Source organism: Hyphomicrobium sp. DMF-1 (assembly GCF_027886585.1).
In the GTDB taxonomy this organism is placed as follows: domain Bacteria; phylum Pseudomonadota; class Alphaproteobacteria; order Rhizobiales; family Hyphomicrobiaceae; genus Hyphomicrobium_C; species Hyphomicrobium_C zavarzinii.
Window position 1 is genome coordinate 1379669 of the sequence record NZ_CP115706.1, and the last position, 18349, is coordinate 1398017.

The 18349-nt window shown below is 65.5% G+C and carries 16 protein-coding genes; 9 read left to right on the forward strand and 7 right to left on the reverse strand.

Annotated features, from left to right (window positions below; all coding sequences use genetic code 11):
• Positions 1 to 85 precede the first annotated feature (85 nt).
• The 4 genes from PE058_RS06200 to PE058_RS06215 form a co-directional block, all read right to left on the reverse strand.
• On the reverse strand, positions 86 to 1768 hold the full coding sequence (locus tag PE058_RS06200; RefSeq protein WP_271030142.1) for a methyl-accepting chemotaxis protein: 1683 nt from the start codon (positions 1766 to 1768) through the stop codon (positions 86 to 88).
• Positions 1769 to 1995: 227 nt separating this feature from the next.
• Complete coding sequence (gene ybaL, locus PE058_RS06205) at positions 1996 to 3738, reverse strand: YbaL family putative K(+) efflux transporter (protein WP_020084506.1); 1743 nt, start codon at positions 3736 to 3738, stop codon at positions 1996 to 1998.
• A 321-nt stretch (positions 3739 to 4059) separates the two neighbouring features.
• Complete coding sequence (locus tag PE058_RS06210; protein WP_271030143.1) at positions 4060 to 4728, reverse strand: ribonuclease HII; 669 nt, start codon at positions 4726 to 4728, stop codon at positions 4060 to 4062.
• Positions 4729 to 4838: 110 nt separating this feature from the next.
• Complete coding sequence (locus PE058_RS06215) at positions 4839 to 5948, reverse strand: PA0069 family radical SAM protein (RefSeq protein ID WP_271030144.1); 1110 nt, start codon at positions 5946 to 5948, stop codon at positions 4839 to 4841.
• 183 nt (positions 5949 to 6131) lie between these two features.
• Here PE058_RS06215 and PE058_RS06220 point away from each other — a divergent pair, with 183 nt between their 5' ends.
• The gene (locus PE058_RS06220; protein ID WP_020084509.1) at positions 6132 to 6863 is read left to right on the forward strand and encodes a TIGR04283 family arsenosugar biosynthesis glycosyltransferase; all 732 of its coding nucleotides are present in this window, start codon (positions 6132 to 6134) and stop codon (positions 6861 to 6863) included.
• A gap of 13 nt (positions 6864 to 6876) precedes the next feature.
• Here PE058_RS06220 and moaB read toward each other — a convergent pair whose 3' ends face one another.
• Together moaB and PE058_RS06230 are read right to left on the reverse strand one after the other, a co-directional pair.
• The gene (gene moaB / locus PE058_RS06225; RefSeq protein WP_420537090.1) at positions 6877 to 7422 is read right to left on the reverse strand and encodes a molybdenum cofactor biosynthesis protein B; all 546 of its coding nucleotides are present in this window, start codon (positions 7420 to 7422) and stop codon (positions 6877 to 6879) included.
• A 10-nt stretch (positions 7423 to 7432) separates the two neighbouring features.
• Positions 7433 to 8392: a uracil-DNA glycosylase gene (locus PE058_RS06230; protein WP_271030146.1), complete on the reverse strand. Its 960-nt coding sequence runs from the start codon at positions 8390 to 8392 to the stop codon at positions 7433 to 7435.
• Between the two features lie 134 nt (positions 8393 to 8526).
• Between PE058_RS06230 and PE058_RS06235 the strand changes: the two genes are divergently transcribed.
• From PE058_RS06235 to PE058_RS06245, 3 genes are all read left to right on the forward strand, one after another.
• Entirely contained in the window at positions 8527 to 10206 is a 1680-nt protein-coding gene (locus PE058_RS06235; protein ID WP_271030147.1) for an electron transfer flavoprotein-ubiquinone oxidoreductase, read from the forward strand.
• A gap of 136 nt (positions 10207 to 10342) precedes the next feature.
• Positions 10343 to 12478, forward strand: coding sequence for a tetratricopeptide repeat protein (locus PE058_RS06240; RefSeq protein WP_271030148.1), 2136 nt, complete (start codon positions 10343 to 10345; stop codon positions 12476 to 12478).
• Positions 12479 to 12541: 63 nt separating this feature from the next.
• Positions 12542 to 13414: a 4-(cytidine 5'-diphospho)-2-C-methyl-D-erythritol kinase gene (locus PE058_RS06245; protein ID WP_271030149.1), complete on the forward strand. Its 873-nt coding sequence runs from the start codon at positions 12542 to 12544 to the stop codon at positions 13412 to 13414.
• 12 nt (positions 13415 to 13426) lie between these two features.
• Here PE058_RS06245 and PE058_RS06250 read toward each other — a convergent pair whose 3' ends face one another.
• The gene (locus tag PE058_RS06250; protein ID WP_420537091.1) at positions 13427 to 14443 is read right to left on the reverse strand and encodes a polyprenyl synthetase family protein; all 1017 of its coding nucleotides are present in this window, start codon (positions 14441 to 14443) and stop codon (positions 13427 to 13429) included.
• 195 nt (positions 14444 to 14638) lie between these two features.
• Between PE058_RS06250 and PE058_RS06255 the strand changes: the two genes are divergently transcribed.
• From PE058_RS06255 to PE058_RS06275, 5 genes are all read left to right on the forward strand, one after another.
• Positions 14639 to 15433 (forward strand): tRNA1(Val) (adenine(37)-N6)-methyltransferase, encoded by a 795-nt coding sequence (locus PE058_RS06255; protein ID WP_020084516.1) that lies wholly within the window; start codon positions 14639 to 14641, stop codon positions 15431 to 15433.
• 48 nt (positions 15434 to 15481) lie between these two features.
• Complete coding sequence (locus tag PE058_RS06260; protein ID WP_020084517.1) at positions 15482 to 16324, forward strand: S49 family peptidase; 843 nt, start codon at positions 15482 to 15484, stop codon at positions 16322 to 16324.
• A 49-nt stretch (positions 16325 to 16373) separates the two neighbouring features.
• A complete protein-coding gene (locus PE058_RS06265; RefSeq protein WP_020084518.1) occupies positions 16374 to 16595 on the forward strand; it encodes a hypothetical protein in 222 nt (73 codons plus the stop codon).
• A gap of 214 nt (positions 16596 to 16809) precedes the next feature.
• On the forward strand, positions 16810 to 17763 hold the full coding sequence (locus PE058_RS06270; protein ID WP_271030150.1) for a glycine--tRNA ligase subunit alpha: 954 nt from the start codon (positions 16810 to 16812) through the stop codon (positions 17761 to 17763).
• Positions 17760 to 18227 carry a hypothetical protein gene (locus PE058_RS06275; protein ID WP_271030151.1) on the forward strand — a complete coding sequence of 156 codons (468 nt, stop codon included), beginning with the start codon at positions 17760 to 17762 and terminating at the stop codon, positions 18225 to 18227. Before PE058_RS06270 ends, PE058_RS06275 begins: the two co-directional genes overlap by 4 nt.
• Positions 18228 to 18349: the final 122 nt, after the last annotated feature.

The following is an 18349-nucleotide window of genomic DNA, read 5'->3' on the forward strand; positions in this document are numbered from 1 at the left end:
CGCGCCGGTCGTGGGACCGGCGCGATTGGGATCTGGATCCAAGATCAGCGGCTTAGGGCGCGCGCGTTATTTTTTTGTCCGGGGCTCACGCCGCGCGGACGGTCGAGAGGAAGCGCTCCACCTCGACTTTCAGTGTACGGCTATCGCCCGACAGAGACTTGGCGGAGGCGAGAACCTGGCTCGACGCCGAGCCCGTCTCGGATGCGCCCTGGCTCACGGCCGTGATGTTGGATGCGACCTCGCTGGTGCCCTTGGCGGCTTCCATCACGTTGCGGCTGATCTCCTGCGTGGTGGCGCCCTGCTGCTCGACGGCGGCTGCGATGTTGCTGCTGACGGCCGAGATGCGGTTGATGGTGGAGGCGATCTCATTGATCGCGTCGACCGCCTCACGCGTGGACGCCTGCATGCTCTGGATCTGGCTTCCGATCTCGCTGGTGGCCTTTGCGGTCTGCGCGGCGAGTGCCTTCACTTCCTGCGCCACGACCGCGAAGCCCTTTCCGGCATCGCCGGCGCGTGCGGCCTCGATGGTGGCGTTCAAGGCCAGAAGGTTGGTCTGTCCCGCGATCTGATTGATCAGCTCGACAACAGCGCCGATGCGCTCGGCCGACTGCGAAAGCTCGATCACGTTCTCATTGGTCTTGGCGGCCTGGCGCACGGCGTCGTTGGCGATCGACGAGCTTTCGTGCACCTGGCGGCTGATTTCCTGGACCGTGGAAGAGAGTTGCTCCGATGCGGCGGCGACGCCCTGCACGTTGACCGACGTCTGCTCGGAGGCGCTGGCTACCGTGCCGGAAAGCTCCTGGGTGGAAGCGGCGTTCATGGTGAGCTGACCCGCTGCCGCTTCAAGCTGGGACGAGGCGGCAGAGACCGTATCGACCACGCGTCCGACGCTCTCCTGGAACCGATTGGCGAGGTCCATCATGTCGGCGCGACGCTGGGCTGCGATGCGCTTCTCGCTCTCGGCCTGCTCGGCGCGAAGGCGCTCCGCCTCGATGATGTTCTGCTTGAAGATGAGCACGGCGCCCGCGATCTCGCCGATCTCGTCCTTGCGATCGGTGCCGTAGATCTCGCGATCGGTATGGCCCGCGGCGAGGTCGAGGATCGAGAGCTTCATGCCTTCGATCGGGCGCGTGAGGTGCTGGATCACGAGCCAGATGCCCGCGAGCAGGGTGAGAATGGAGATGGCGCTGGTCCATGCCAGTGTGCGCAACGTGGCCTGGCGTGCGGCGTCGGAGGCGACGCTCGTCGTCTCGACGTAGGTCTCGTAGTGCGCGGAGAGGCCGCGCAGCTTGTCGTTCAGGGATTTGCGATTTGCGCGGTTGGCGTCGTTGTCGCCGAATGCCCGCGCTGCGGAAAGCGTCTCCTCGCGGGCGAGGCGAACGAGCTCAGTGCGGAATTTGATGAACTCGGCGATGGTGGCTTTCGTATCGGCGAGGCCTTCGCGGTTTTCGCCCACGACCGTCTCATCCCACAACTGAGTCGTCTTCTCCAGCTCTGCGGTGCCTTTGAGCAGGCCGTTGCCGTAGCTCTCGGCCGAGGCCCAGTCGCTCGACATATAGATACCGCGCGAGTCCATGACGATCGCGTAGACGAGACCGTTGATCCGTTCGAGGTACATCTGTCCGGTCTTGGCGCGCATGGCGAGATCCTGCGCCTCGCTCTGGGCGGAGAGGCTGCGATAGGAGAGCGCGGCACCGGCGACGGGCAGAAGGGCAAGGAAGGCGATAAGCGCGACGACCTTGTGTTTCAGTTTCAAGTTGCGAAGCATTGCTTATCCAAATGAACAGGGGAACCCACGCGGGAAATCATCTGATTGTTCCTGCGAAATTACGTAAAACTTTATCCGTCCACTGTTACTAATTGAATAACAACAATAAATATTCGTCGTTTATTGGGATGCCGCAGCGCTGCGGGGCAAGCCATCGCGCGGCGCGCGCCAACGCTCTTGCCCGGCGCTGCAGCCGGAACGATGCGGCGAGAGGACCGTTCGTCCGCTCAGGTTTTTGGTTCGGGGGGCGGCTCAGGGCTTGCGGGTGGCGGTGGCTGCTCGCTCGCGGTCGCGCGGTATGTCGCGAGGAGCGCATCGGCCAGCGTGTCGGCGCCGATGATGACGTGGGTCGCACCGTAGCTGCGCAGATAATCCGCCTCCGCTTCGGTCTGCGCGCGGCCGATGATCGGCATCGCGGCATTGGCGGCGCGGCCCTGCTCGATGGCCTGTCCCGCTTCGAAGTTGCTCGGGATGGCGACGATCATGGCCGATGCCTTCGCGGGGTTGGCTGCGTGCAGCAACGTCGTCGCGCTGCCGGCGATGCCTTCGATGCTGCGGGCGTGGAGGCGTTTGATCTCCTCCTCGTTCTCGTCGATCACGTAGAGGGGCTTCGCGCTGGGCGCGAGATTATCGATGATCCGCTTGCCGATGCGGCCGATGCCCACAACGATCACGTGGCCTTCGAGATCGGTAACGGAAACCGGCTCTTCCTCTTCCTCGGGCTCGGCATTGTTCGCGGGATGCGTCTCGTCCTTCTTCTCGAGCCAGGGCTTCAGGTGATCGAGGCCGACGAAGAAGAGAGGGTTCAGGACGATCGAGAGCAGTGCGCCTGCGAGGATGAGGTCGCGTCCGGCGGCGGGCAGCAGATCGAGGCTCATGCCGAGGGCTGCGAGGATGAAGGAGAACTCGCCGATCTGCGCGAGGCTTGCCGAAATGGTGAAGGCGGTGCCGAGCGGATGGCCGAAGGCGCGGACGATGGCGAGCGCCGCCAGAGATTTGCCGATGACGATGATCAGAAGCGTCGCGGCGACGGCAAGCGGCTGCTCGATGACGATCTTCGGATCGAACAGCATGCCGACCGAGACGAAGAAGAGAACGGCGAACGCGTCACGCAACGGAAGGCTTTCGTTGGCCGCCTGCTGGGAAAGCTGGGACTCGCTCAGGATGAGACCTGCGAAGAAGGCGCCGAGTGCGAAAGAGACGCCGAACAGGTTGGCGGCGATGAAGGCGACGCCGAGGGCGATCGAAAGCACGGCGAGGCGGAACAGCTCGCGCGAGCCGGTGTGGGCCGTGTAGTGGAGGATCCACGGAATGACGCGCCTGCCGACCAGCATCATGATGGCGACGAAAGCGGAGACCTTTCCAATGGTCAGCGCCACCGTTTTCATGAGCTGGCTCACGTCGACGGAGGATGACCCGGCCGATTGTCCGTCCGGATGACCGCCGAGAAGGGGTGCTATGGCGGGCAGGAGAACGAGGGTGAGGACCATCACGAGATCCTCGACGATCAGCCAGCCGACCGCGATCTGGCCGCGCTCGGTCGTGATCAGGCGGCGCTCCTGAAGCGCGCGCAGGAGGACGACGGTGCTGGCGCACGAGAGTGCCAATCCGAAGACGAGGCCCGCGCCCGGCGACCATCCGATGGTGTGCGCGAGGGCCGCGCCGAGGAGTGTCGCAACCGCGATCTGCACCACGGCGCCCGGTACGGCGATGTTCCGTACCGCCCATAATTCCTTCATGGAGAAATGGAGGCCGACGCCGAACATCAGGAGGATCACGCCGATTTCGGCAAGCTCGTTCGCGAGGCCCTGATCCGCAATGAAGCCAGGTGTGTAGGGGCCGATCGCGATGCCGGCAACCAGATATCCGACGAGGGGCGAGATGCGCAGGCGATGGGCCAATGCGCCGAAGACAAAGGCAAGAGCCAGACCGGTGACAATCGTCGCTATGAGCGGCGTGTGATGCGGCATCGGGCGGGTCGTTTCCCCATTTGCTGGAGGTTGAACAAGAGCGTGACCGAACGATCTCAGGCGAGGCGCAAAAACGCAAGGTATGATGCGCGCCGTGTTGTTGCCTTTTGAGGCACAACTGCCTGTAGGTTCGCTGCATGTGCACGTTTGTTTCCGTGCAAACGCTGCGTGTCAGGCACTTATGTTTCCAATCGGGAAACGATTTGGTTCCGCCGCGCCGGAGGGCGTGGCCCGACCGGATGCGTCGCCGGGGTGTTTGGCGTCACTCAACCGGGAAAGATGCTCAGGGAGCGGAGCTGTTCGCCGTGCCAGCTCGATGGCTCAGACGACTTCCTCCGCCTCGCCCTCCTCCGCTCCGACAAGTCCGAGGGCGAGTTGAACGGGTCTGAACGAGCGGCGGTGATGGGGCGTGATGCCGAGGCGGACCAGGGCGGCGCGATGCTCGGGGGTTCCGTAGCCCTTGTGGCGCTCGAAGCCGTACCCTGGGATCTCCCGGGCGAGTGCTATCATCATCCGGTCGCGCGTCACCTTGGCGACGATGGAGGCCGCGGCAATCGAGAGGCACTTGGCGTCGCCCTTGACGATGGTGCGGGTCTGACAGGAGAGGCGCGGCGCGCGATTGCCGTCGATGATGGCGAGGCGCGGGCGGCAGGAGAGCCGTTTCACCGCGTCCGTCATCGCCCACATGGTGGCGGCCAGGATGTTGTCGCGATCAATGCGCTCCACGTCGCCAATACCGACGCCGATGGCGAGGGCGGTTGCGCTGATGCGCTCGAACAGACGCTCGCGGTCCTCCGCCTCCAGAGCCTTGGAGTCGTCGATACCTTGGGGAATGCGATCGGGGTCGAGAACGACGGCGGCGGCCACGACCGGGCCGGCCCAGGGGCCCCTGCCCGCTTCATCGATGCCCACGATCGGACCGCCGGCCAAGGACAGCTCGGCCGCTTCCAGCTCGAAGGTCGGTACAATTCTCGAATCATCCACCCGCATGCCCTTAGGGTTGCGGGGAATTAATGGCGTGTCAAAGGCGGGTGTGGATAGAGGTGGGCAGTGGGTGGAAGTTCCCCGACTGCCTTACTGCCTGCTCCCCGCTGCCTGATTTATAACAGCCGCATCTGCTGGCCTTTTGGTACGGGCGGCTGAAAGAGGTCGAGACGCAGGGCGTGGTGGCGCTGATTGAGCCCCATCCGCTTCAGCGCCAACCTGAAGCGCAGCGCGATCTGGTCGGCATAAGGGCCGCGGCCTTTCTGGCGGACCTTGAACTCCGCCACATAGTCCTCTCCGCCGTGCATGGAGCGCAGAAGGTTGATCACCCGGTCTGCGCGATCCGGGAACTCGCTCGCCAGCCATTCGCGGAACACGTCCTTGAGTTCCAGCGGCAGGCGCAGGAGCACGTAGCCCGCCTCTCGAGCGCCTGCGTCGCGGGCGGCTTCGAGAATGCGCTCGATCTCGCTGTCGGTCAGGCCTGGGATGATCGGGGCCACCATGACGGACACCGGGACGCCCGCTTCGGAGAGGCCCCGGACCGCCTCCAAGCGCTTCGCAGGGGTGACCGCGCGAGGCTCCATGGCGCGTGCGATGGTTCTGTCCAGCGTGGTGACGGAGAGCGCGACCTTGGCGAGGCCGCGCGCCGCCATCCGCGAAAGGATATCGACATCGCGGAGCACGAGCGCGGACTTGGTGACGATGCCAACGGGATGGCCGGTGCGCTCCAGCACCTCGAGGATCCGCCGCGTGATGCGCTGCTCGCGCTCGATGGGCTGATAGGGATCGGTATTGGTGCCGAGCGCGATGACCTTCGGCTTGTAGGCCTTGCTCGCCAGCTCCTTCTCCAGAAGCTCGGCGGCGTTGGTCTTCGCATAAAGCTTGGTCTCGAAATCGAGCCCCGCGGAGTGGCCGAGATAGCAATGCGTCGGGCGGGCGTAGCAGTAAATGCAGCCGTGCTCACAACCGCGATAGGGATTGATCGACTGGTCGAAGGAGATGTCAGGGCTCTGGTTGCGGGTGATGATGGAGCGAGCAGGTTCCTGGTAGACTTCCGTGCGGAGCGCTTCCAGCTCCCCCATGCTTTCCCAGCCGTCGTCGAAGACGGTACGCCGCTCGCTCTCGAAGCGGCCGGAATGGTTGGAGCGTGCACCACGCCCGCGCCTGCGCTCTGCCTCCACGAGGCTTTCCGGCGCTGTCTCGGAGCGGGGGATGGGTTTGCTCATAGGGTGGCGCGGCCGGATTTCATGATCGAAGACAGTATCCGCAGATCAGGAACAAATAAAGAACAAAATTTCCAGACTGCCCGTAACGCCCATTAATTTGAACGTGGGCGGATGGTCCCGCACCCCGGGCTGTGGCGCCGCTGGCGCTTGTTGAGCTGCAAGACTTGGTGCAAGACAGGGCCCATGATTTCGGTCGTCATCCCTACCCTCAACGATCAGGCTCATTTGGCCGAGACGATGTCCTCGCTCGTGCCGGCGGCGGTCGACGGGCTGGTGCGCGAGGTGATCGTGGCCGATGGCGGCTCGACGGACCGTACCCTCGAAATTGCCGACAGCGCGGGAGCCGAGATCCTCAAGGCGCCGTCCGGACGCGGCGCGCAGCTCAAGGCAGGTGCCGAGCGGGCGCGGTTTCCGTGGCTTCTGTTTCTCAACCCGGACTCGTTTCTCGATCCAGGGTGGGAGCGCGAGGCAGGGCTTCACATCGAGCGTGTCGAAAAAGGGCGCCGGCGGCCATCGGCGGCTGCGTTTCGTTTCGCGCTCGACGACGAAGGGATGATGCCGCGCCTGTTCGAGCAGTTGTCGTCTTGGCGCGGCAGCCTGCTCAAGCTTCCTTACGGCGATCAGGGACTGCTGGTTTCTCGCGCGCTCTACGAGGAGGCGGGCGGGTTTGCGACCTTGCCGCTGATGGAGGACGTCGATCTCGTGCGGCGCATCGGCCGCGGACGGGTCACGCTGCTCAACGCGCGGATCGTCACGAGCGCGGCGCGCTATCGCCGGGACGGGTATGGTTCGAGGCTCGTGCGCAGCCAGGCCCGGCTCGGGCTCTACCTGCTCGGTATGCCGGTCAGCAGGATCGCCAATCTGTTCGGGCCGGACGCCGGGCCCGTGGGCGAGCCGCTCGCAGAACGCAGATAAGGCGGCTCCGCGCTCACGCCTTGGGGCGATGCTCCTCGAAGCGCGGCATGATCTCTACGAAATTGCAGGGACGATGGCGGTTGTCGAGCTGGAGCTTGAGGATGCCGTTCCAGGCGTCCTTGCAGGCTCCCGTCGATCCCGGCAGGCAGAAGATCAGCGTTCCATGCGCGATGCCGCCGCAGGCGCGCGACTGGATGGTCGAGGTGCCGACGGACTGAAAAGATAGCTGATGGAAGAGGATCGCGAAGCCTTCGATCTCCTTCTCGAACAGCGGCTTCACGGCTTCGGGCGTCACATCGCGGCCGGTGAAGCCGGTGCCGCCCGTGGTGAGGATCACGTCGATCCCGGGGGCCGCGATCCAGGCCGAGACCTGCGCGCGAATGGCTTCCGCGTCGTCCCGCACGAGCGCGCGGGCGACCACCGTATGACCTGATGCGGTGGCCAGCTCGGCGAGCGTGTTGCCGGACCTGTCCTCGGCGGCGGAGCGCGTGTCGGACATGGTGAGGATGGCGATGCGCACAGGAATGAATGGGCGCGTTTCGTCGATGCGGCTCGTCAAGGGACTGTCCTCAGGCGTTGGATTGGGGGCGTCTCGCCGTGCCCGTCTCTCCATCGAGAGCGGCTCTCACCGCGAGCAGATCGCGCCAGGCGTGGCGCTTGGCTGCTGGCGTGCGCAGGAGGTAGGCGGGGTGCAGCGTCGCCATGGTCTTGATGGCGCGCGGGCCGCTTTGGATCTCACGCCATTTGCCGCGAATGCGCATGATGCCTTCTGCCACGTCGAGCACCTGTTTGGCCGCGGCACCGCCGAGCAGCAGCACGATGTCCGGTTCCACCAGCTCCATCTGCCTTTCGAGGAACGGACGGCACACCTGGCTCTCCTGCGGTGTCGGCGTGCGGTTGCCGGGCGGGCGCCAGTAGACGACGTTGGTGATGTGGACGTCCTCCTCCCTGAGGGATATGGCCGCCAGCATCTTGTCGAGGAGCTGACCGGCGCGTCCTACGAAGGGCTTTCCTTCCAGATCCTCCTCGCGGCCGGGCGCCTCGCCCACGATCATGAGGCGCGCGCGGGGCGCGCCCCTGTAGAAACACAGGTTCTTGGCGGTGGCCTTGAGGCCGCAGCCGTCGAAGGCGCGCAGCGCGCTTTCCAGCTCATCGAGCGTTGCCGCCTTGCGCGCGGCCGCGCGGGCGGCGGTCTCGGCGGCGTCGGGCGGGGTTGCGGAGAAGCCGGGTCTCGGCTCGAAGCCCGGCGCGGGAGCCCGCGAGGCCGGTGGCGGGGTTTGCGGAGCCGGACGTAGCTGCGGACGCGCCATGCCGTCTTCGCGGGCGCGGGGGGGCGCATTGGCGGCCGGGGGTGCAGCCCTGCCGGTTTCTCCCCGTGTGATTTCCGGCCACTGGAAGGTGTGGCCTGGTGCCGCGTCTCCACGCGACAGCCAGTCGACGGGTTCGTCCGCCACGGAGGCGTCCGCTCCCATCTCCCGGTACCAATCGAGAAGCGCCACGAGCGCGCGGGTGTCGGTTTCGGTTTGCATTGAAGCGCACTTTACCGGCGCGGCGATCCAAATGCACGCTCCGGGCGTTGTGTCGGGACTGTTTACAATGCTTGACGCATTCTTCAATTGGGACCAAATCGACACGACAGCAGCGGTGATGGGATAAGAAAACGATGGCGCGCGATGGTGCTGACCTCCCTGAGCGGGAGGCCATGGAGTTCGATGTTGTGATTGTCGGAGCGGGGCCGTCCGGTCTTGCAGCCGCGATCCGCATCAAGCAACTCGCGAGCGAGCGGGGAGAGGATATCTCCGTCGTCGTCATCGAGAAGGGCAGCGAGGTCGGCGCGCACATCCTGTCGGGCGCGGTGATCGATCCCATCGGCCTCAACCGTCTGATCCCGGATTGGCGCGAGCGTGGCGCGCCGCTTTCCACGCAAGTGGAGGAGGATCATTTTCTGGTGCTCGGACCGGCGGGTGATATCCGTCTGCCGAACATCCTGATGCCGCCGCTCATGAGCAACCATGGCAACTACATCGGCAGCCTCGGCCTGCTGGTGCGGTGGCTTGGCGAGCAGGCTGCGGAGCTGGGTGTCGAAATCTATCCGGGCTTCGCTGCGGCCGAGGTGCTCTACGACGAGAACGGTGTGGTGCAGGGTGTGGCGACAGGCGACATGGGCGTCGGCCGCGATGGGGAGCCCAAGGACAGCTTCACGCGCGGCATGGAGCTTCGCGGCAAGTATACGCTCTTCGCCGAGGGTGCACGCGGGTCGCTCACCAAGACGCTGATCAAGAAGTTCGATCTCGCGCGCGACAGCCAGCCGCAAAAGTACGGTATCGGACTCAAGGAGCTGTGGGAGGTCGCGCCGGAGAAGCATCGCCCCGGTCTCGTTCAGCACAGCTTCGGCTGGCCGCTCGACCGCAAGACGGGCGGCGGATCGTTCCTCTATCACTACGGCAAGAACCTCGTGTCCGTGGGCTTCGTCGTCCACCTCAACTACGAGAACCCCTATCTTTCGCCCTACGACGAGTTCCAGCGCTTCAAGACGCACCCCAAGATCCGCTCGGTGTTCGAGGGCGGGCGGCGCATCGCCTACGGGGCGCGCGCGTTGACCGAGGGCGGCTGGCAATCGATCCCGAAGCTCGTGTTCCCGGGTGGCATGCTGATCGGTTGCGCGGCCGGTTTCATGAACGTGCCGCGCATAAAGGGCAGCCACAACGCGATCCTCTCCGGCATCCACGCGGCGGAAGCCACGGTGGCGGCGCTCGCTGAGGGCCGCACGCACGATACGATCGTGGGTTACGAGGAAGCGGTGCGCAGCGGCGACATCGCGCGCGATCTCAAGCGCGTGCGCAACGTCAAGCCGTTCTGGTCTCGGCTGGGCTTCGCCGGCATCGCGTTCGGCGGGCTCGACATGTGGCTCAGGACGCTGCTCGGCGGCTGGTCGCCCTTCGGCACGCTGAGGCACGGGAAGGCCGATTATGCGACACTCGTTCGTGCCAAGAGGGCCGAGCCGATCGTCTATCCGAAGCCGGATGGCGTGCTGACCTTCGACAAGCTGACCAACGTGTCCTTCTCGGCCACGAATCACGAGGAGGATCAGCCGGTCCACCTCAAGCTCACCGACCCCTCCATTCCGATCGAGGTCAACCTTCCGGACTACGCGGAGCCCGCCCAGCGGTATTGCCCGGCGGGGGTCTACGAGGTGGTGCGGAGCGACGTGGGCGAGCCGATCTTCCAGATCAACGCACAAAACTGCGTTCACTGCAAAACGTGCGACATCAAGGATCCCAGCCAAAATATTACCTGGGTTTGCCCCGAAGGTGGCGGCGGACCGAATTACGCCGAGATGTAGGGCTCTTCTCGGTCCCGCACGGGTGGATTCCGGTTAATTACCGTTTGGATCACCGTTTAAGCAGAGTCGCCAACCGCCCGTAAGGTTTGCTACTCTCTTCCGAAATCGTGCTGGGTTTCCCAGAGAGGATCACAGAATGAGCGCTCGCCGTGGCCGGTTAACCGTCCTCGTTCCTCTTTTGGCCTTGGGTCTCGCCGGAGCTCCCGGGCTCTCGCGAGGCGAGACGGTCGAGGCGACCGAGACGTTCGAGGGCACGCACTCGCTGGTGGGCAGCTATCTGGCCGGGCGCATCGCCAAGTCGCAGAACGACGCGGCGGAAGCGGCGGAGTTCTACCGGAACGCTCTCATCCACGACCCCGAGAACGAGCTTCTGCTTGAGCAGGCGTTCCAGATCGAAGCTACCCGTGGAGACTGGCCGCGCGCCTTCAAGCTGGCCGAGGATCTGGTCGGCGTGCAGAAGCAGCATCGCATGGCGCAACTCGCGCTCGCGCTGCGGGACTTCAAGGCGGGCGCCTGGCGGAAGTCGGAAGAGCATTTCAAGTCCGCTGGCTCGGGCCCCATCGGCGAGCTGACGAGCGCGATGGCCGTCGCCTGGGTCGAGCTTGCACAGAACGACATATCGGGCGCGCTGGCGCGTCTCGACCTGCCCAAGCAGGCGGAGTGGGCGCAGTTCTTCCTTCGCTATCATCGTGCGCTGATCGCGGACATTGCGGGGCGGCGCGCCGAGGCGCGGGCTTCTTACGAGAAGGTCTACGGGCAGGATGCGCGCACGCTGCGCATAGCGCTGGCCTTTGCACGCCATGAGGCCTACACGGGCGATCGCAAGCGTGCGCTCTCCATCATCAACGAACACATCGAGAAGTCTCAGGGTGACGGCCATCCGTTGCTGCGGAGTCTGCGCGCCGCCGTGCAGTCGGGCAAGAAGATCGATCCCATCGTCACGACGCCGTCGGACGGCATGGCGGAGGTGTTCTACGGTCTCGGCGAAGCCTTGATCGGTGAGGGCGCCGTGGGTGTCGGCGTGCTCTACATGCAGATGGCTCTGTTCGTGGAGCCCGACCATCAGTTCGCGCTGGCCGCGCTCGCGAGTGCCTATGAAGGCAACAAGCAATACGCGGACGCCATCAACACCTACAACCGCATTCCGAAGACCAGCCCGCTGGCGACGGCGGTTGAGATCCGCAAGGCGTTCAACCTCAACTCGCTCGACCGGGTGGACGAGGCGCGTGCCACGCTTTCGGCGCTGCTCGACGAGACGTCGAAGACGCAGGCGACTGAGACCAAGACCGAAGCTGCTGCGCCGGCCGAGCCTGCGAAGCCGGAGCTTGCCTCTCTTGCCGACGACGAAGTGCTCCGCCGTGGCGAGCGCGGAGACAGCGTGCAGAAGCTTCAAGAGGCGCTGCAGGCACTCGGCTACGACATCGGCACGGCGGACGGCAAGTTCGGCGACGGGACGCGCCGGGCCGTGATGGCCTTCCAGAAGAAGAACGATCTCAAGGCGGACGGCGTGGTGGGACCCGAGACGTTCCGCGCGATCCTCAGCGGTGGCGCGGCTGCCTCCGGTACCAAGACGGCGAAGGCTGATCCCGCGCTGGACGAGCCGCTGCCGCTCACCGTCTCTGACAGGCTCGAGATCCTGGATGCGCTCGGCAACATCCTGCGTGCGCGCAAGATGTATGCGGAGGCCATTCCCTACTACGATCAGGCGCTGGCGCTGGTGCCGAAGCCAGAGCGGCGCCATTGGGTCTATTTCTATGCGCGCGGCACGAGCTACGAGCGCCTCAAGAACTGGTCTGCTGCCGAAGCAGATCTCGAGAAGGCGCTGTCGCTCTATCCGGACCAGCCGCTGATCCTCAACTATCTCGGCTATTCGTGGATCGACCAGGGGCGTAAGCTCAAGGAAGGCATGGCGCACATCGAGAAGGCCGTCGCACTGAAGCCGGATGACGGCTACATCGTCGACAGCCTCGGCTGGGCGCACTACATGCAGGGCAATTTCGCCGATGCCGTGCGTTACCTAGAGCGGGCTGTGGAGCTGAAGCCGGACGATCCGGTGCTCAACGACCATCTCGGCGATGCGCTGTGGCGCGTGGGCCGCGAGCGCGAGGCGCGCTACCAGTGGGATCAGGCGCTTTCGCTCAAGCCCGAGCCCGAGGACGAGGCGAAGATCAAGAAGAAGCTGGAAAGCGGGCTGACGGGTGTCGATGCGCCCGCAGCGATCAGCGCCTCCGGCAAGCAGGCTGCGAAATCGGGTGAGAACGAGCAGAAGTAACGCTCGTTACTCTGCCGGTCTTTCCTCCTGCTCTCATGCCGGCGCGGCGCGGATGCTTGCTCGATGACGTCTTTCCGCGAATTCGCGCCGGCAAAAATCAATCTGACGCTCGAAGTGGCGGGCCGTCGCGATGACGGCTTCCACGAGATCCGGAGCCTGGTCGCGTTCGCGCGCGCGGGCGACGTGGTTACGCTCGAACCGGGCGCGGCGCGAGCGCTCACGGTGAGCGGTCCTTTCGCGGACAAGCTTTCAGGTCCGAACATACTTTCGCGTGCGCTGGAGTTGCTCGCCTCGACGGAGGCCGGACTCCCGACCGGCTCTGTCCATCTCGAGAAAAATCTGCCGGTGGCGGCGGGCATCGGCGGCGGTTCGGCCGATGCGGGAGCGCTGCTGAGGGTGCTACGGCGCGCGAGCGGTGAGGCCGGGAATGCTGTCGACTGGCATCGTTTCGCGCTCACACTCGGAGCCGACGTTCCGGTATGCCTCGAAAGCCGGGCGCTGTGGATGACGGGCGTCGGCGAGCACCTGGCGGACATTCCGGACGGTCTTCCGGTTCTTCACGCCGTGCTGGTCAATCCGCTGGCCGATGTGCCGGCTGACAAGACGGCGCGTGTGTTTCGCGCTCTCGCCGCTCCGCGTCTCGCGGCTCACTATGGCGCGCCGCCTGCGCCGCGTTTTGCGGATCGCGACGGGTTGCTCGCGTTCATGCGGGTGTGCGGAAACGATCTCGCGCCAGCCGCGGAAGCCGTGGTGCCGGAGATCGGAGCCGTGCTCGCCGCACTCACGTCGTTGCCGCAGATCGAGTATGCGGCCCTCTCGGGGGCTGGCCCGACTTGCTTCGGCGTGTTTCCGAGCGCCGAAGCCGCGGCCGCCGCAGAAGCCGCGCTCGCAGCGGCTTGGCCCACGTGGTGGGTTGCGGCCTCGGACATCGGCTGAAGCTTTTTCCGGTCAGTGCGCGCGGGCGATGCAGAAGTCGATGACGTCCTGCATGGCGCTCTTCTCGGTGCTGTCCGGGAAGATGGCGAGCGCGTCGCGGGCGATGCTACCGTAGGAACGCGCGCGATCCAGCGTGGCGTCGATGGCGTTGTGCTTTTTCATGAGCTGGATGGCGTGCTCGAGATCGCCGTTCTGAATGTCACCCGAGACGATGGTGCGATTCCAGAACTCGCGATCCTTGTCGTTACCGCGCCGGAAGGAGAGGATCACAGGCAGCGTGATCTTGCCTTCGCGGAAATCGTCGCCCACGGATTTGCCGAGGCGCGCGCTGTCGCCCGAGTAGTCGAGTGCGTCGTCCACGAGCTGGAACGCGAGGCCCAGGTTGCGGCCGTAGGAGCGGAGCGCGGCCTGCTCGTCCGCCGGGCGGTTGGTGATGGCGCCGCCGACCTCGGCAGCCGCAGCAAAGAGGGCCGCAGTCTTGGCGTCGATAATCGAGAGGTAGGCGTCCTCGGTGGTCGCGGTGTTCTTGGCGGCGGCGAGCTGCATCACCTCGCCTTCCGCGATGGTGGCGGCAGCGTTGGAGAGAATGCGCAGGACCGGCAGCGAGCCTACGTCCACGAGCATGCGGAACGCCTGTCCGAGCAGGAAGTCGCCGACGAGCACGGTGGCCTGGTTGCCCCAGATGAGGCGGGCCGTCTTGCGGCCGCGGCGGGTGTCGCTCTCGTCCACCACGTCGTCGTGCAGAAGCGTCGCGGTGTGCATGAACTCGATGGCGGCTGCGGTGCGCACATGCCCGTCTCCGCGATAGGCGCAGAGCTTGGAGGCGGCGATGGCGAGCATCGGGCGGAGGCGCTTGCCGCCGGAATTCACCAGATGGTGTGTCAGCTTCGGAATGAGCTCGACGTGGGAGACGGCTTTGTCGAGGATGATCCGATTGATCGCGTTCATGTCCTCGTTGACGAGCTCGAGCAACGGCGCGAGGCTTTGCGACGGTTCACGGGCTTCATTGAGGGGGACGACAACTCCCACGGGCGAATTCCTTAGTTTGTTGCGAACGTTTCTTGCAGTCTGGATCAGAAGCTCAGGTCGAACGGCTGAACAAGGCGCGCGGCAGACCGGTGGAATCTCCCCGCGCCGGCCCTTATACCCCACACATCGTCCGGGCACCTTAGCCAGAGTCAGGCGGGGACGCACCGGAAAAACGAGGTGCAGCGAGGCTCGTGCATGTCCGTCAGCGATGACGCATTCCTGGGGGGACGGCTCAATATTCTCCAGCCGTTGAAAGGCTATAGGGCCGGTCTCGATGCGGTGATGCTGGCCGCTGCCGTGCGGGGGCGGGGCGGGGCGCCGTTCCGGGTTCTCGACGTGGGGGCCGGGGTCGGAACCGCCGGACTTTCGGTCGCATGGCGGTGTCCGGAGGCGACCGTCGTTCTGCTCGAGCGGGAGCCCGATCTGGTGGCGCTCGCCCGGGAGAATATCGCGAGGAACGGCCTCGGAGAGCGGGTCTCCGTGGTAGAAGCGGACATTCGGCGCGTGGCGAGTGCAGATCTCGCGGCACTCGGGGCTGACGAAGGTCAGTTTGATCAGGTCATCGCCAATCCGCCCTACCACACCGAAGGAGCGGGCACCTCTGCGCGCAACGCGCTCAAGGCGGCGGCGCACGCCATGCCGGAAGCTGGTCTCGAGGACTGGTGCCGGTTTCTCGCCCGCATGGCGCGTCCGGGGGGAGATGCTCTCATCGTCCACAAGACGGAGGCGCTGCCGGATCTGCTAGAGGCACTGAAGGGGCGGTTCGGGGCGCTTTCGGCGCTGCCGCTCCATTCCCACGAGGGGGAGGCGGCCAGCCGCATCCTGCTCAGGGGATGCAAGGGATCGAAGGCGCCGTTCCGGCTCGAGCCGGGGCTTGTGCTCCACGAGGCCAACGAGCGTTTCACCCGGGGCGCGGAAGGCGTGCTCCGGCTTGGCCAGGCGCTTTCGGTAGCCTATGGGAAAGACTGGGAGGCGGCGGAGAACCGGTGATGGCCGCCGCTTCATCAACAACGAAGCTCAGCGAAAGGACGTGATCGAATGGGGCTGTTCAACCGCGGCGTCGTGGTTCCTGTCCTGAGGTTTTCCGGGGCTATCGGCATGGCCGCGCCGCTACGGCCGGGGCTCAGCCTCGCCGCGCTCGCCGGGCCGATCGAGAAGGCGTTCTCGATGTCGCGTGCCAAATCGGTGGCGGTGATCATCAACTCGCCCGGCGGCAGCCCGGTGCAGTCGAGCCTGTTGTTCCGGCGCCTGCGTCAGCTCGCGGACGAGAAAGGCAAGAAGATCTATGTCTTCTGTGAGGATGTGGCGGCGTCGGGCGGCTACTATCTGGCGGTGGCGGGCGATGAGATCTATGCGGACGCCTCGTCGATCGTCGGTTCCATCGGCGTGATCTCGGCGAGCTTCGGCCTCGACCGCGCGATCGAGAAGCTCGGCATCTCGCGGCGAGTCTACACCGCGGGCACGAGCAAGGGCGCGCTCGATCCGTTCCAGCCCGAGAAGGAGGACGACATCGAGCGGCTCAAGGCCATCCAGCGCACCGTGCACGACGTGTTCATCGGCGTCGTCAAGGACCGGCGCGTGGGGCGGCTCAAGGGTCCGGATTCGGAGCTGTTCTCGGGTGCGTTCTGGTCGGCGCCGGAAGCGCTGGAGCTGGGTCTCATCGACGGCATCTCGGACGTGCGCACGAAGATGCGTGAGGTGCACGGCGAGAACGTGCGGCTGCGCGTGGTGCCCGTGGAGCGGGGATGGCTGTCGTCGCGCCTGCGTAAACTGCCGTCGGTGCTGGGAGGCGGGTCGGATCTTCCTCAAGGTCTTGCTTTCGCTGACGATCTGGTGTCCGCTGTGGAACTGAGAGCCCTGTGGTCGCGCTTCGGTCTTTGAGCCGCGCGGAGGGCCTTTTACGAACCTCCCGCGTGGAGAAGGTGGTGTCATGCCCCAAGTGTTCGCTCTGATGCTCGCCGGAGCTGGCCTCTATGCCGGCTACAAATGGGTGTCGCGCCTGCTGGCGGAGGCCGAGGAGGGTGCGCGCAAGCGAGAGGCCGATCTGCGGGAGGCCGTTGCCCGGCGCGGCCGCGACGCTCCGAAGGATCTCGGCACGCTGGAGCGTGATCCGCAGACGGGCGTTTACCGGCCGCGCACCAAATCGTCCTGAACTTCCACCGTCACCCGAAGCGCGCCAGCTCCTCGGCAAGGTTCTCGAACAGCTCCCGGGTGCCGCCTCGCGCTATGGCAGGTTGTCAGCGCCGTCCGGCGGAACGGTTGTCCGCTCCGGGGGACTTATCCGCGCGGCGTGACATGGGGGCGCGAATGCGTATAGTGCGCCCCTCGCATCCCCCCCTTCAGAACCACTCGGGCGAACGCGCGTCATGTCGAAATCGTCAACACGGGCCGCCGAAGCCAAGAGCGCCGCTGCGCCGGCTCTCCGGCCCAAGGAAAGCTTCCAGGATCTGATCCTCACGCTCCAGCAGTTCTGGGGCGCCCAGGGTTGCGTGGTGCTTCAGCCCTACGACATGGAGGTGGGCGCGGGCACGTTCCACCCGGCCACCACGCTGCGCTCGCTCGGCCCGCGTCCGTGGAGCGCCTGCTACGTGCAGCCCTCGCGCCGCCCGAAGGATGGGCGCTACGGCGAGAACCCGAACCGGCTGCAGCACTACTATCAGTTCCAGGTGATCATGAAGCCGTCGCCTGAGAACATACTCGACCTCTACCTTGCCAGCCTCGATGCCATCGGCATCGATACGCGCGTCAACGACATCCGCTTCGTCGAGGACGACTGGGAGAGCCCGACGCTGGGCGCCTGGGGGCTCGGCTGGGAGGTGTGGTGCAACGGCATGGAGGTGACGCAGTTCACCTACTTCCAGCAGGTGGGCGGCTTCGACTGCAATCCCGTCGCGGGCGAGATTACCTACGGTCTCGAACGTCTGGCGATGTACGTCCAGGGTGTGGACCGGGTGTTCGATCTCAATTTCAACGGGCGCACCGACGAGCGGAAGCTCACCTACGGCGACGTTTTTCTGCAGGCGGAGCAAGAGTATTCGCGCTTCAACTTCGAGCACGCGGATACGGCGCTGCTGCTCCAGCATTTCCGCGATGCCGAAAAGGAATGCAAGGCGCTGCTCGATAAGGGCGCAAACGAGGAAAAGCACCTGATGGCCTTGCCGGCCTATGACCAGTGCATAAAAGCCTCACACGTCTTCAATCTTCTCGATGCACGGGGCGTCATATCGGTTACGGAGCGCCAGGGGTATATCCTGCGCGTCCGCGAGCTCGCCAAGGCGTGCTGCGCTGCGTGGCTCGAGACTGAAGGAGGCCGTTCGTGACCGAGACTCATATTGGTTTGCTTGTTATCGCCATCCCCGCGCTTCTGATCGGCGGCATCCTGCTCGGCCGGTATCGCCCGGTGCTCTGGATGTACATCGCGGCGCTGATCGTCGGGCTCGGCTATCTCACCACGACCGGCACGGTGGAAGACGTCGGCAAGCAGGCGATCCAGTACATTCCGCGCTCGCAGCCGACACCGGCAGCGACGCCGACGCCTGCGGCTGCTCCTGAGCCTGCTGCGGCACCCGCCGCCGCGCCGGAGCCTGCTCCTGCACCGGCTCCCGAGCCTGCGCCGGCGCCGGCCCCCGAGGCGGCTCCTGCTCCGGAAGCAGCTCCTGCGGCACCGGAGGCTCAACCTTCGGCCGCTCCCGAGGCTCAGCCCGAGGCTGCACCGGAAGCAACGCCTGAAGCCGCTCCCGCGCCTGAGGCTGCTCCGGCTCCCGAGTCCGCTCCGGCGCCGTAAGGCCGCCCGGATCGACCGACTGTCGCGATTTCTGACCGAGGGCATGCCTGCCGCGTGCCCTCGGTTCTCTCTGTTTGGCGGGTGGCTTTTCCTTTCGAGTTGCCCGCTCCCGAGCGTCCCCG